This is a genomic window from Achromobacter sp. GW823-FHT04E03 (assembly GCF_058796095.1).
The window spans coordinates 265,380-278,977 of sequence record NZ_JBXAIJ010000001.1 but is presented as its reverse complement, the minus strand read 5'-3'; the positions used below and the strand labels follow the sequence as shown (position 1 = coordinate 278,977).

The 13,598-nt window shown below is 65.1% G+C and carries 16 protein-coding genes; 11 read left to right on the top strand and 5 right to left on the bottom strand.

Features of this window, described 5'->3' with window-relative positions:
• Positions 1-13: 13 nt before the first annotated feature.
• The 3 genes from AC1RHV_RS01300 to folC all read right to left on the bottom strand — a co-directional run bounded on the left by AC1RHV_RS01300 (position 14) and on the right by folC (position 2,690).
• Positions 14-502: a CvpA family protein gene (locus AC1RHV_RS01300; protein WP_054456710.1), complete on the bottom strand. Its 489-nt coding sequence runs from the start codon at positions 500-502 to the stop codon at positions 14-16.
• The gene (locus AC1RHV_RS01295) at positions 502-1,317 is read right to left on the bottom strand and encodes an SPOR domain-containing protein (RefSeq protein WP_175213240.1); all 816 of its coding nucleotides are present in this window, start codon (positions 1,315-1,317) and stop codon (positions 502-504) included. Before AC1RHV_RS01295 ends, AC1RHV_RS01300 begins: the two co-directional genes overlap by 1 nt.
• A 62-nt stretch (positions 1,318-1,379) precedes the next feature.
• On the bottom strand, positions 1,380-2,690 hold the full coding sequence (gene folC / locus AC1RHV_RS01290; protein ID WP_054456708.1) for a bifunctional tetrahydrofolate synthase/dihydrofolate synthase: 1,311 nt from the start codon (positions 2,688-2,690) through the stop codon (positions 1,380-1,382).
• A gap of 164 nt (positions 2,691-2,854) precedes the next feature.
• Here folC and AC1RHV_RS01285 point away from each other — a divergent pair, with 164 nt between their 5' ends.
• The 4 genes from AC1RHV_RS01285 to AC1RHV_RS01270 all read left to right on the top strand — a co-directional run bounded on the left by AC1RHV_RS01285 (position 2,855) and on the right by AC1RHV_RS01270 (position 6,703).
• Positions 2,855-3,271, top strand: a complete 417-nt coding sequence (locus AC1RHV_RS01285) for a cupin domain-containing protein (RefSeq protein ID WP_054456707.1) — start codon at positions 2,855-2,857, stop codon at positions 3,269-3,271.
• A gap of 68 nt (positions 3,272-3,339) precedes the next feature.
• Positions 3,340-4,311 carry a Bug family tripartite tricarboxylate transporter substrate binding protein gene (locus AC1RHV_RS01280; RefSeq protein WP_175164531.1) on the top strand — a complete coding sequence of 324 codons (972 nt, stop codon included), beginning with the start codon at positions 3,340-3,342 and terminating at the stop codon, positions 4,309-4,311.
• Positions 4,308-5,537 carry a CaiB/BaiF CoA transferase family protein gene (locus AC1RHV_RS01275; RefSeq protein ID WP_306650956.1) on the top strand — a complete coding sequence of 410 codons (1,230 nt, stop codon included), beginning with the start codon at positions 4,308-4,310 and terminating at the stop codon, positions 5,535-5,537. Before AC1RHV_RS01280 ends, AC1RHV_RS01275 begins: the two co-directional genes overlap by 4 nt.
• A complete protein-coding gene (locus AC1RHV_RS01270) occupies positions 5,537-6,703 on the top strand; it encodes an acyl-CoA dehydrogenase family protein (RefSeq protein WP_492299620.1) in 1,167 nt (388 codons plus the stop codon). Before AC1RHV_RS01275 ends, AC1RHV_RS01270 begins: the two co-directional genes overlap by 1 nt.
• A gap of 34 nt (positions 6,704-6,737) precedes the next feature.
• Here the strand turns inward: AC1RHV_RS01270 and AC1RHV_RS01265 are convergent, their stop codons facing one another.
• Positions 6,738-7,475, bottom strand: a complete 738-nt coding sequence (locus AC1RHV_RS01265) for an IclR family transcriptional regulator (protein ID WP_054456704.1) — start codon at positions 7,473-7,475, stop codon at positions 6,738-6,740.
• Positions 7,476-7,617: 142 nt separating this feature from the next.
• On the opposite strand from AC1RHV_RS01265, the gene AC1RHV_RS01260 reads away from it, so the two are divergent.
• From AC1RHV_RS01260 to AC1RHV_RS01230, 7 genes are all read left to right on the top strand, one after another.
• Positions 7,618-7,995, top strand: a complete 378-nt coding sequence (locus AC1RHV_RS01260) for a flagellar protein FlaG (RefSeq protein WP_054456703.1) — start codon at positions 7,618-7,620, stop codon at positions 7,993-7,995.
• Between the two features lie 144 nt (positions 7,996-8,139).
• Positions 8,140-9,513: a flagellar filament capping protein FliD gene (fliD, locus tag AC1RHV_RS01255; protein WP_306650952.1), complete on the top strand. Its 1,374-nt coding sequence runs from the start codon at positions 8,140-8,142 to the stop codon at positions 9,511-9,513.
• 18 nt (positions 9,514-9,531) lie between these two features.
• A complete protein-coding gene (gene fliS / locus AC1RHV_RS01250; protein WP_306650950.1) occupies positions 9,532-9,960 on the top strand; it encodes a flagellar export chaperone FliS in 429 nt (142 codons plus the stop codon).
• A 46-nt stretch (positions 9,961-10,006) separates the two neighbouring features.
• Positions 10,007-10,363: a flagellar protein FliT gene (locus AC1RHV_RS01245; protein WP_054456700.1), complete on the top strand. Its 357-nt coding sequence runs from the start codon at positions 10,007-10,009 to the stop codon at positions 10,361-10,363.
• A complete protein-coding gene (gene fliK, locus AC1RHV_RS01240) occupies positions 10,360-11,742 on the top strand; it encodes a flagellar hook-length control protein FliK (protein WP_492299619.1) in 1,383 nt (460 codons plus the stop codon). Before AC1RHV_RS01245 ends, fliK begins: the two co-directional genes overlap by 4 nt.
• Positions 11,742-12,059 (top strand): EscU/YscU/HrcU family type III secretion system export apparatus switch protein, encoded by a 318-nt coding sequence (locus tag AC1RHV_RS01235; protein ID WP_054456698.1) that lies wholly within the window; start codon positions 11,742-11,744, stop codon positions 12,057-12,059. Before fliK ends, AC1RHV_RS01235 begins: the two co-directional genes overlap by 1 nt.
• Before the next feature lie 24 nt (positions 12,060-12,083).
• Positions 12,084-12,887, top strand: a complete 804-nt coding sequence (locus AC1RHV_RS01230; protein ID WP_054456697.1) for a flagellar brake protein — start codon at positions 12,084-12,086, stop codon at positions 12,885-12,887.
• 91 nt (positions 12,888-12,978) lie between these two features.
• Here AC1RHV_RS01230 and fliE read toward each other — a convergent pair whose 3' ends face one another.
• On the bottom strand, positions 12,979-13,311 hold the full coding sequence (gene fliE, locus AC1RHV_RS01225) for a flagellar hook-basal body complex protein FliE (protein WP_054456696.1): 333 nt from the start codon (positions 13,309-13,311) through the stop codon (positions 12,979-12,981).
• Positions 13,312-13,598 lie beyond the last annotated feature (287 nt).

Below are 13,598 nucleotides of genomic sequence, written 5' to 3'. Positions count from 1 at the left end.
GATTTAAAGCTAATCAATACGGCAGCCACGTCGCCAGGGACGGCGGCAGCCACGTCTTGATATGTTTGATGGCCTCGATGGCCGAATGCGAAAACATGGCGTCCTTCCACCACGGCTCCTGCGGCAGCGGCGTGTAGCCTGCGGCGGCGACCAGCGCCAGCACGATCAACAGGCCACGGGCCAGCCCGAACATCCCGCCCAGGCCGTGGTCGGCGGGACTCAGTCCGGTGCTGCGGATCAGGGCGGCAAGCGTCATGTTGACCAGGCCCACGCCGAGCAGCACGATGATGAACACCGCGGCGTACGAGACTCCCATGCGCAGCAGCGTCGTTTCAATATAGGGCTCCAGCCAGGCATAGACCGTGGGCCCCCACCATATCGCCGCCACGAAGGCCAGCAGATAGGCGACCAGCGACAGCACCTCTTTGAGCAGGCCGCGCACCAGGCCCAGCACACCCGAAACCACCAGGATGGCCAGCACGACGAAGTCGAAGCCGGTCACTATTGGGCGGCGATGAAACCATTGTCATAGCCCAGGGTGCGCAACCGCGCCTGGGCCGCCTGCGCCGCCTCGCGCGAGGGGAACGGCCCCACCCGCAGACGGTACTGCTGTTTGCCATTGATGGTGGCTTGTTCCACGAATGCGTTGGTGACGCCGGCCTGGTGCAGCTTGCCGCGCCGCGACTGGGCGTCCTCGGAGGTCGTATAGGCGGCGATCTGCAACACGAAATTGCCCTTGGCGGCGGGCTTGGGCGCGGGCGCCGAAGCCGCAGGCGCCGAACGCCCTTCCAGCAAGGCCAGCGCGCGCGCGCCGTCATCCGATCGGTTATCGGGCTTGGCCGGCGTCGCGGGCTTGGGGTCCGGCTTGGGCGGCGTAGCCGGCTTGGGCTCGGGCTTGGGCGGCGTGACGGCCGCCGTCGCGGGCGGCGTCGCAGGTTGCGCGGCCGGAGGCGTCGTCGTCGCCGGCGGCTGCACGGACGTCACGGGAGGCGGCGTCGGGATGGCCGAAGGATCCGTCGGCGCAGCACTGCCCGGCGCGGGCGTCTGCGGCGCGGCGACTTGCGGTTCGGTCACTTGCGGCTGGAACGGCGTATTGCGCTCCGGCACCCTGATGGGAATGTTGTCGTCCACAGGCGTGGGCTGCGAATCGAGCACCATGGGAAGGATGATGACGGCTGCCAGCACCAGCGCGACAGCGCCTGCCAGCCTGCGCCGCGCGCGACCGCGCAGCTCCGCAGCCTGCACCTCGCTGGGCACAGCCGCCCGCTTGGAGGACTGCGCCTGGTCGGCAGGATCTTTGCGTTTGAAAAAACCCATGGAGGAGAATTCCTTGCGGCGATATGGCGGCGGGCCGCCGGACGCGACTGACCCGCTGCTGCCTATGCCTTGCGACCCAGAGCCTGCAAAACCGAGGCTACGGTGAGAAACGAGCCGAACACCACGATTCTATCATTCTCCCCTGCCCGTTCGCGCGCTGCCGCAAAGGCCTGGGCGGGATCCGGGTAAGCGGAGATACCTGGTTTTTCGCCATCCGCCGGCGCGGGCGGCAGCGCGGCGGCGACCTGCTCCGCCAGCGCGTCTCCAGAGGTGCCGCGCGGCCCCGGCAAGCCGGCGCAGTACCAGTTGTCGATGCGCGTGCCGAGCTTGGCGATGACGCCGGCCAGATCCTTGTCGTTGAGCATGCCAAACACCGCGTGGGTGTAGGGATGAAAGCCCATGTTGTCCAGGTTCTGCGCCAGCACCGCCGCGGCATGCGGATTGTGCGCCACGTCCAGGATGACCGCGGGCTGGCCCGGCAGGATCTGGAAACGGCCCGGCAGCGACGCCTGCAGCAAGCCCAGGCGCACGGCCTGTTGCGGCACCGGCAGGCGGTCGCGCACCGATTCCAGCGCAGCCAGCGCGGCCGACGCGTTCAGCAGCTGGTTGGCGCCACGCAGCGCCGGATAGGCCAGCGAGTTGCGTCGCTGTTCGCGGCCGCCATAGGCCCATTGCTGGCGGTCGCCGGAATAGTTGAAGTCGCGTCCGAACAGCCACAGGTCCGCGCCGATTTCCTGGACGTGGTCCAGCAGCGATTGCGGCGGCATGGGATCGCTGCAGATCGCCGGCCGGCCGCTGCGGTAGATGTGGGCTTTCTCGAAGCCGATCTTCTCGCGCGTATCGCCCAGCCAGTCGGTGTGGTCCAGGTCCACGCTGGTGACGACGGAGCAATCCGCATCGACGATATTGACGGCGTCCAGCCGTCCGCCCAGGCCGACTTCCAGCACCACGGCGTCCAGTTTCGACTGCGAGAACAGTCGCAGGATTGCCAGCGTGGTGAACTCGAAGTACGTCAGCGACACGTCGCCGCGCGCGGCTTCGACCGCCTGGAACTGTGCAATCAAGGCCTCGTCCGTGGCGATCTGGCCATTGATGCGGGCGCGTTCGTTGAAATTGATCAGGTGCGGGGACGTGTACAGCCCGACCTTGTAGCCGGCCGCAAGCAGGATTGCCTCCAGCATGGCACAGGTGGAACCCTTGCCGTTGGTGCCGCCGACGACGAACTTCACGCCGGACAGCTCCAGCCCCAGGCGCCCCGCCACCTCGCGCACCCGGTCCAGACCCATGTCGATGGCGGTGGCGTGGATCGATTCCAGGTACTGCAGCCAATCGGACAGGGTGGCGGAAACGTCGGGCGTGCGGGCAGAAGACATGACAAAGCCGGTAGTGAGATCAGCCTTCGATTTTAGCAGTCCGCGCCCGGTGTTTTCCCTAATCCCCCAGGGAGCGGCAAGGTATCCGCAGCGAAAAACTGCTTGCCACTATTTTTCTCATACATAAAAATAATTTCACGTATGAAAATTTAAACGGATCAACCATGACGCAAAGCAAGACTCCCGCCTGGCTGGTGCGCGAGGCCGACGTGCCCGGCTACCACCCCGCCAATCACACCGGCACCCTGAACCGGCGCCTGATCGGCCCGGACACCGTCGGCTCCCGGGGCGTGGAAGTGCTGCTGGGCGTGATCGACAAGGGCAAGGGCGCCCTGCCGCACGCCCACCCCGGCATCGAGCAGGTCTGCTATCTGCTGTCCGGCACGGCGCGCGCGCAGGTGCAGGACGAATGGGCCGACATGGGACCCGGCGACTGCTGCTATTTCCCCCCGGACATTCCGCACGTCTTCACCGTCACCAGCGACGAGCCCGCCCGCCTGCTGGTGATCTATACACCCCCTTATGAAGAATCCCCAGACCGCGTGATACGCGGCTTTCCGGCGCCATCCCCAGCCGCTTGACGCGGCGCAGCCCCGGGCAGCGGACGCAGAAACCGCGCCTGGACCCGAAGCACACAGGAGACAAACCCATGAGACCCCTAAGCCTGCTGGGCGCCGCCCTCATCGGCGGCGCAGCGCTGTTCGCCGGCCCCGCCGCCCACGCCGCCGACTATCCCGCGAAACCCATCACCCTGATCGTCCCCTTTCCCGCCGGATCCGGCACCGACGCCGTGGGCCGCATCTTCGGCGCCGAGCTGGGCAACATCCTCGGCCAACAGGTCGTGGTGGAGAACAAGCCCGGAGCCAACGCCACCATCGCCGCCAACTACGTGGCGCGCGCCAAGCCCGACGGCTACACGCTCTTCGTCACCACCAACACCTCGCATTCGGCCGCGCCCTGGCTGATGAAGAACGTGCCCTACGATCCGGTCAAGGACTTCACCCCCATCGCCCGCGGCGGCAACCTGCCCTTCATCCTGGTCGTGAACCCGAAACGCCCGTGGAAGACCGTGGGCGAACTGGTGGCCGACGCGCGCCAGCGTCCCGGCCGCATCACCTACGCCAGCGGCAACAGCACGGGCATCGTCGCCGGCGCCACGCTGGCCAACCGCGCCAAGATCGACATCCTGCACGTACCTTATAAAGGCACGCCGCAAGGGCTGACCGATGTGGTCGGCGGGCAGGTCGATTTCATGTTCACCGACCTGGCTTCCGGCCTGCCCTTCGTGCAATCGGGCCAGCTGCGCGCGCTGGCCGTGTCGACCGCCGAACGCAGCGCCATCGTCCCGGACCTGCCGTCCATGGCCGAATCCGGCGTGCAGGACTTCGACCTGAACTCCTGGAACGGCTACTTCGGCCCGGCGGGCATGCCCCCGGAGATCGTGGCCAAGCTGAATGCCGCGATCAATCAGGTGGTCGCCAAGCCTGACGTGCAAAAGCGCTTGGCCGGCCTGGGTTTCGACGCCTTTTCCAGCACGCCCGAGGCCTTTTCCCAGTTCGTCGGCTCGCAGCTGGACCTGTGGGGCAAACTGATCCGCGACGCGGGAATCGAGCAGCAATGAGCGACCGGCCGCAATCCGAAACTCCCGGCGGCCCGCTGGCGGGCGTGCGCATCCTGGACCTGAGCACCGTCGTGATGGGCCCCTATGCCACCCAGGTCCTGGCCGACCTGGGGGCGGACGTCATCAAGGTCGAGCCGCCGGCAGGCGACAACATGCGGGCCGTCGGCCCCATGCGCAACCCTGGCATGGGCCATATCTATCTGCACCTGAACCGCAACAAGCGATCGGTGGTGCTGGACCTGAAGACGCCGGAGGGGCTTGAGGCCTGCCTGAAACTGGCCGAAAGCTGCGACGCCCTGCTCTACAACATCCGCCCGCAGGCGATGGCCCGGCTGGGCTTGTCCTACGAAACGGTCGCGGCGCGCAATCCGCGCATCGTCTACCTGGGCGCCTACGGCTATGGCGAGGCCGGCCCGTACGCCGGACGTCCCGCCTATGACGACCTGATCCAGGGCCAGACCGGCATCGCCGCCCTCTCCGCCCAGCAGAGTGGAGATGTGCCGCGCTACGCGCCGCTGACCCTGGCCGACCGCGCGGTCGGACTGCACGTCGGCATCGCGCTCGTCTCCGCGGTGCTGCACGCCCGCAGCACGGGACAAGGCCAGCAGGTGGAAATCCCCATGTTCGAGGGCATGGCCCACCTCGTGCTGGGCGACCATCTCGGCGGCGCCACCTTCGATCCTCCGCTCGGCCCCACGGGTTACGCGCGCCTGTTGGCGCCGCATCGCCGCCCTTACGCCACGGCCGACGGCTATATCAGCCTGCTGATCTATAACGACAAGCACTGGCGCAACTTCTTCGACCTGATCGGCCGCCCGGAATTGTCGCGGGATCCGCGCTTCAGCACCCACGGCGCGCGCGCCGCCTATATCGGCGAGGTCTACGCCTTTGTCGCCGACGTCATCGCCACCCGGAGCAGCCAGGACTGGCTGGAAGGCTTGGCGCGGGCAGACATTCCCGCCTCGCCGCTCTATTCCGTGGACAATCTGCTGCAGGACGAGCACCTGGCCGCGACCGGCTTCATCCGGCCCATGCACCACCCCAGCGAAGGCCGGATCCGCACGACCGCGCCGTTGGGCAGATACGAAAACACCCCCACCTCGATACGCCGCCCCGCCCCCAGGCTGGGCCAGCATAGCCGCGAGGTGCTGGCCGAAGCCGGCTATGACCCTGCCCGGATCGACGCCATGACGGCCCGCGGCATCACCCTGGATGGAAACGACTGATGGACTTTGAATTCACCCCCGACCAGTTGGCCCTGCGGGACGCCGTGTCCCGCATCTGCGAACGCTATCCGGACGAATATTGGCTGGAACGCGACCGCGAAGGCGGCTTTCCGGAACCCCTGCATGCCGATCTGGCGCGCGACGGCTGGCTGGGCATCGCCATGCCGCAGGAATATGGCGGCGCGGGTCTGGGCATGACCGAAGCGGCGCTGATGATGCAGACCATCGCGGCTTCCGGCGCGGGCTTCACCGGCGCCTCGGCGGTCCACATGAATATCTTCGGCCTGAACCCGGTAGTGGTCTTCGGCAGCGACGAGCAGCGCCAGCGCTGGCTTGCACCCCTGATCGCGGGCCGCGAAAAGGCCTGCTTCGCCGTCACCGAACCCGACGCCGGACTGAACACCACCAAGCTCAGCACCCGCGCGGTGCGCCAGGGCGACGAGTACGTGGTGCATGGCCGCAAGATCTGGATCTCGACCGCCCAGGTCGCCCACAAGATGCTGCTGCTGGCCCGCACCACCCCGCTGTCAGACGTCGAAAAGCCCACGCAGGGCCTGTCGCTCTTCTATACAAACCTGGACCGCAGCAAGATAGAAGTGCGCGAAATCGAGAAAATGGGCCGCAAGGCAGTGGACTCGAACATGCTGTTCATCGACGGTCTGCGCATCCCCGTGGCCGACCGCATCGGCGAGGAAGGCCGGGGGTTCGAGTACATCCTGCACGGCCTGAACCCCGAGCGCATCCTGATCGCGGCCGAGGCGGTGGGCATTGGCCGAGCCGCCCTGGACCGGGCGGTGAAATACGCCGGAGAACGCACCGTATTCGGACGTCCCATCGGCCAGAACCAAGGCATCCAGCACCCCCTGGCCCAGGCCTGGATGCAGCTCGAAGCCGCCGACCTTATGGTATTCAAGGCCGCCAGCCTGTATGACGCGGGCAAGCCCTGCGGCCCCTACGCCAACTCGGCCAAATACTTGGCGGCCGAGGCCGGCTATAACGCCTGCCAGACCGCGGTCATGACCCTGGGCGGCATGGGGTACGCCAAGGAATACCATGTGGAGCGCCTGCTGCGCGAAAGCTTCATTCCGCGCATCGCGCCGGTCAGTCCGCAGCTGATCATGTGCTTCATCGCGGAGAAAGTGCTGGGACTGCCCAAGTCCTACTGAGCGACGGCGTTCGATAGGCGCCCAGGCCTGCCCGTCAGGCCTGCTGCTCCAGCGCGGTGCAGGCCGAGCGCAGGATGCGCGCGTAGGCCTCCTGCTGCGGCTCGATCCGGTAGATCGGCCCGCCCACCGAAATCGCGTAGTGTTCGCCGGACAGCGTAACGGGCCAGGCGATGGCGCCCACGTCCGCAATGGACTCGCCGCTGTTCATGAACCAGCCGCGCTGGCGCGACAGCTCCAGGTCCGCCAGCAGCGCCTCGCGCGTCACCAGGGTGCGCTCGTTGTGGCGGGTCATGGTCATATCCGCGAGCATGGCGTCGCGGGCCGGTGTGTCCAACAGGGACAGCAGCGCCTTTCCGAGCGAATTTGCGTGAACGTCCTTGAACTCACCCGCAACCGGCGCGTATCTGATCGTATGCGGGGAATCCAGCACATCCAGGTAGACCACCCGGCCGTCCTGGCTCAGCTTGGCGAAAACAATCGTTTCGCGGGTGGCGTCCCTTAATTCGGTAAGGCTGGGATAGACCCGGTCCAGCACCGGATCGGCGCGGGCGATGCGCTGCGCCATGGCCAATAGCCTGCCGGTCGGGTAGTAGCCCTGGCGCCGGCCGGTTTCATACAGATAACCGAGGCCGGTCAGGGTGCGGATCAGGGCCAGGCAGCTGGACACCGGCACATCCAGCAACCGGGCCAGTTCCGATAGCGGCAGCGCGCGCTTTTCGCGGGCATAGGTTTCGATGATTTCGATAACTCGCAGCGCCGTCTTGACACTCATTACCTGGTCCGAACTGTTTAGCACGTGAAACATCTGGCTCGCCGGCGGCTAAAGTTCCCTGCGGGCCTGCCGTAATGGTAGCTGAGAATTCCCTGAAAACAGCGCGTTCCTCCGAGACGCCCACATCGCCGTTGGAGTGATCATGGCCGTAACCCCCCTAGCCCCCGCATCGTTTGCACCAGCGCCGGTCGCGGCCGCGCCGGTTGCGCCGGACCCCTCCGTGAGTGTGGCGCCCGCAGCTGCCGCAACGAACAGCGGAGCTTCGGACAGCGCGACATCGGATCAGTCCGATTCGCAAAAGCTTCCCCTGGACAAGGCTCTGGACGAAATCAACGACCAGATGAAGGCCTGGTCCACGCAGCTCCAGTTCGAGATCGACCCCAATGTGCATCAGGTAGTGGTATCGGTGATCGACGCGGAATCAGGCGACGTCATACGCACGATCCCCAGCGAAACCCTGCTGAAAATCGCCAAAATGATCGTGAACATGCAAGGAAACGGCATCAAAACCACAGCCTGATTCGACCCCGATTTCAAGCGCCGGCCACCGCCATCAAGCGGGCCAGCCATGGAAGCGTCGAATTAGGCCCGCCTAATGCCCTTACCCGGCCAATCGCCGCCACCGTATTTTTGACAGAATCGCATCGCTAGGAAGGAATTTCACATGGCCTCTATCACCAACCTCGGCTCGACCACCGGCTTGCCCCTCGAAAAGATCCTGACCGATCTCCAGGCGGCCGAGGACAAGAAGCTCAGCCTGTACACGAATCGCCAAGCCAGTTACGAGGCCCGTGTAAGCGCCTTTGGCCAGATTCAAAGCGCGGTTGAAGCCCTGCAGAAAGCAGCAGCGGCATTGGGTAAGTCGTCCACGCTGGACGCCGTAAAACCCAATGTGATCGGCGACGGCCTGACGGCGACCATCGGCGAAAATGGTGCCACGATGGGTGAGTACACCATCAAGGTAAAGACTTTGGCGGCAGCTCAAACCCTGCAATCTGGCAAGGTCGCCGACCGCACCGCCTCCAACGGCGCCACTGGCTCATTCGAAATTCAGCTGACCAATGGCGATAAGCACACCGTCAATCTGACGGACGACACCTCCCTGAACGGTATCGCCAAAGCTATCAACAGTGATGACAAAGCCGGCGTTCGGGCGACCATCATCACCAACGAGAGCGGCAGCTATCTGATGCTCAGCGCCAAAGACACGGGCGTGCAAGCATCGGTAAGCTCCATCACGGTGACGGGCGACCAGAAACTGCAGGACATCCTGAGCTACAACTCAGGCACCGGCGCTCAGCTGACACAGCAAACCCAGGCAGCTGATGCTGAAGTCGAAATCAACGGCATCGTGGTCAAGAGCGGCAGCAATAATATTTCCGACGCAATCGACGGCGTCACGCTAAACCTCACGGCCACGACGCCGGCAGACAAGACGGTGACCCTGAAGCTGCAAAGCGACACCAGTGTCGCCAGCAAGGCAGTCCAGGATTTCGTCAGCGCGTACAACTCGCTGCAAAGCACGATCTCCAAACTGACTGCGTTTGACGTTACCGCACAAACGAATCAGGCGCTGACGGGCGACAGCACGACACGCAGCATACAGTCGTCAATGTCGAGCGCCCTACAGGTCATAACAGGTGAAGGCTCGCTGCGTTCGATTGCCGACCTTGGCATCTCCATGGATCCCAAAACCGGCGTCCTGAAGCTCGATCAAACCGCACTCGATAAGGCTTTGACGACCAACCCGGCCGACGTCAAGCGCATCATGACTTCGTCCGATGGACTCGCCGCGAAGTTTGACGCCGCCGCCAAGGGCATCCTCGGCAGCAATGGCTCCATCAAGATCAGCCAGGATGGCCTGAACGAATCGATCAAGGACGTGAAGGAGCAACTGGTCCGCGCAAAGGCGTCGAGCGTAGCATCCATGGCAGCCATGCGTGCCCAGTTCGTCGCGCTCGACAAGTTCGTTTCGCAGCAGACTGTTACCGCCAACTACCTGACCCAGCAATTCGCGGCCATGAGCAAGTCCAAGTAATTTATAGAAGATGTATTGATGACTTACGCCGCCCGACGCCCAACCGGATCCCATTCCGTACGCTCCTACACCGATATCGGTCTGGAGACCCAAATCCTGGGAGCCAGCCCTGAGCGACTGATTTCGCTGCTGTACATGGGAGCCCGGGCAGCGATCGGGCAGGCACGCCTGCACTTGCAGGAGGGCAGAACCACGGACCGAGGAGCTGCCATCTCGAAAGCCATCAGAATCGTCGACGAAGGCCTGAAAACCGGACTGAATATGGAGGCGGGCGGCGAAATCGCCGCAAATCTCGCTCTTCTATACGACTACATCGTCCGCACGCTGTTGATGGCTAACCTTAAAGCAGACGCGGAAGCGCTCGAAACGGCAGACCGCCTCTTGGCCGATCTGGCCGAGGCCTGGCAAACATCCATTGATCGCCCTGCCGGGGGCGTGCAGCCTTGACGGCATCGCATAAGCCCCAGCCAGCCATCGAACGCCCGAGATTTCCATGACGTCCACGACCCAGTACACCTCCCCCATCCTGGAACACTACCAGGAGATCGCTCTCATCACGGGAGAAATGCTAGTGGCGGCGCAAGCCGGCGACTGGGACGGCGCCATGGTCCATGGACAGCAATATTGCGAACTGGTGGAACGACTGCGCCAGACCGAACATTCGGCGCCACTGGACGAAGCCGGCCGCGCCATGAAATACGACCTGCTCGTGCGCATCCTGGAAAACGACGCGCTCACCCGGGATCTGGCGCTGCCGCAGCTGGCCCGTCTAGGCGACCTTCTGGGACGCATGAAGCGCCAGCAGACCCTGCTGTCCGCCTACGGTTACCAGCAGGCGCCTGAAGAATGAGCGTAGGTCCCGCCGCACTCGGCAACGTCCTGGTGCAGCGGCTGGACGCCGTGCTGGGCACGACGATGTCCGCCGCCAGCGCCAACCAGGTATCCGGCGCCCGCCCCGACGCAGTCAGCCAGCCCGGCAGCCTGGAAAAGCCCGGCGCCTCGGATGGATCAACACGCGACCCGCGGCAAGGCATACAGCCCGGCGGCGCCCGCGGCGACCGTCCGAATACTGTCGTCGACCCCAAAACCGCTGCAGCGCTGGCGCTGGCCGCCCGCGGCCTGGTGACCAGCAGCGACACCACCGCCTCGGCCCCGACCACGCTGGGCACGACGGCGCGTACGATTCTTGCCTTGCTCGCCCAATTCCCAGAGGCCGCACCTGCGGTCCAGGGCCGTGCGCCCTTATGGACCGCGCATGCGCAGCCGGGCCAATCCGGCGGTGGCGCTAGCGCCGGCCCCATGCCGGCAGCGCAAGCAGGCCAACAAACGGCACAGGCCACTGCGCAAGCATCCCAGCCATTGCCTGGCCAAACGCCGGCGCCGGCCCTTCCCCAGCAAGCCGGCGCGCTCGCGGCTTCGCCCGCGGCGGCGCTTGCCGGCGACACTCCGGCAACCGGCGCAAAACAGGACCGGCCGGCCGGACCGGGCGTCAATCCCAGCGCCACCAAAGGACCCGACGCTGCCGCGCATGCCGCCCTGGCGGCTGGCGGACCTTCGGCGCGCGCGCTGGGACAGGCTCTGCGTCAGGCGCTCCAAGGCAGCGGCCTGTTTTACGAGTCCCATCTGACGGACATGGTCTTCGGCCGCGCCAACCCCGAGCAATTGCGCAACGAGCCGCAGGCGGTGCTCGGCAAGAATCCGCCCGCGCAGGATGCCGCGCCTTCGCGGCCGCGGGCGAGCGCAGCCCCCAGCGGCCGCACCGGCGTCGACGCCACACCCGGCGGCGCAGGCTCCGCCAGCTCGCCCGCCTCCGGCACGCCTGCTCCCGGCACGCCCATCACCGGCATACACCAGGACCTGACCGTACTCGTTCGCCAACAACTGGACGTGCTGGCCAACCAGACGCTGACCTGGCAAGGTGAAGCCTGGCCCGGCACGCCCATGGAATGGGAGGTCGAGCGCGACCCTTACGGCGGCGATCCGGACTCCGCAGTTTCCACCTGGGCCACGCGCCTGAAGCTGGACCTGCCCCGCCTGGGCCTGGTCGATGCCCGACTGAATCTGGCCGGCGATCAGATCGTCCTGCAACTCATTGCGCCGCACAGCGCGGCCGAGATCAATGACTCCTCGGACACGCTGCGTTCGCGCCTGCTGGCCGCGGGCCTGACCTTGAGCAATCTGACGGTGAGCGTGGTCGAACCGCGCGCCGACATTCCCGCCGATATCTGATGAGCCGCCTGCCCCCCCATCCGGAATCGGATCCGAACGCCGGCCGCAACGCGGCGGTAGCCATTTCGTACGAAGAAAAGGACGGCGCTCCGCGCGTCGTCGCCAAGGGCTACGGCCAGTTGGCGGACACCATCGTCCGGGCCGCGCAGGAAAACGGCCTCTACGTCCACGAGTCGCGTGAACTGGTCGGCCTGCTGATGCAGGTGGACCTGGACGCACATATTCCTCCCCAACTCTATGTAGCGGTGGCAGAATTGCTGGCCTGGCTCTATCGCCTGGAATCGCGCGAGTTCCCCGAACCCGCTACGCCCGCCTGACCCTATTACCTGAGGAAGACCAAAGTGTTGGATGCCAGCGATCCGGAGTTCCTGCTGACCCGGCCTGACGAGATGCGTTCGGCCCTGTTCGAGCTGACGCACCCTGACAGCCACATCCTGGTGCGCGACGCCGCGGACCGGGAGATGGCCGTGCTGATCCTCGGCGTGGACAAGCAGGCGGGCGAGTTCTTCTGGAGGCCGCGCGATTACGCCGGGGCAGACTTCGAGCAGTCCGACTCCATGGGCTTGCTGAGCGGCACCACCTTCCACTTCCATGCCACCGCCTACGGCGGCGTGCAGATCCGCTTTCGTGTGCAGCGCCCCCAGATCATTCATTTCGACGACGGCAGCGCCGCGCTGGTATCGCCGTTTCCAGAACGCCTGGCCCGTATCCAGCGCCGCAAGATGTTCCGCGCGTCCCTGATCGCGGCCGCCAATGTATGCCGCGCCAGTTGGCAAGCCACCCTCAACGACAAGCCCTATTCGTTCACGATACGCGACATCTCGGTGGACGGCGTAGGCCTGCGTGCCGGGCTGGCGGTTCCCGCCCTGCCGGAGCGCGGTACCGTGATGGAAAACGTGCAACTGGATTTTGGCGACCATGGCAAGCTCAACGCCAGCCTGGAAGTGCGCAATGTATATCCCGTCTCGGGGCAGCCCATGGTTTCGTCCGCCAATCCGGACGAACCGCCGGCCAAGCACGTTTCGCTGACTGGCGAGCCGCCGGTCAGCCATCTGGGGGCCATCTTCCTGAATCTCGATGCGCGCCAGGAAAACTGGCTGCAGCAGGTGGTCTGGCGCCTGGAAAGAGGCGCCCAGCGCAATTGATGGATAGACGCGGGGCCACGCGTTGCAAGCGCCTCGCCTGATGCCTGCTGCGCTTGCGGTGTATATGCAAGCGCAGTTCCCGCGATGGGACTCAGACCGCCATCGAAGAAATTTCCTTGTAAGCCGCAACCAGCTTGTTGCGCACCTGCACCGCCGTCTGGAAGCCAATACTGGCCTTCTGCATGTCGATCATGACGTCGTTGAGGGAAATATCGGGAGCCCCCAGCTCGAACGCCTTGGCCTGGGCCGTGGCGGCGTTCTGGGCGGAAGTGACGCGACGGATGGAACGTTGCAGTTCCGCGGCGAAGCCATCCGGCTGACCGACCATTTCACCCGCGCTGAGGTTACCGGTCTCCGCCTTGCTCACTACCGCGCGCATCTGCTGGAGCATGCTTTCGATGCCGGACAAGCCTGATACAGCCATTACCTGATTTCCTTGCTGTTTGGGATTACACCAATAGTGCGCCCAGCGTAACGCCAACCCCGCCGGTTCATAGCTGACAAGAACCGCCAAAAAACCCGACATTTCCACGAATGCAGCCGCTTGCAGCCAGGGCGACGGCGGCTCGGTTCGCCTTGTCGGGGACATAGGAGATAAGTAACGCCAAAAACCGGCTGTTTTCAACGATTGGGATGGACGTCTCAGGGGCAATAATCCACGCTCTCCCCAGACCAGAAGCACGTTGCATGTGTAATCTGCCCTACCCAGAC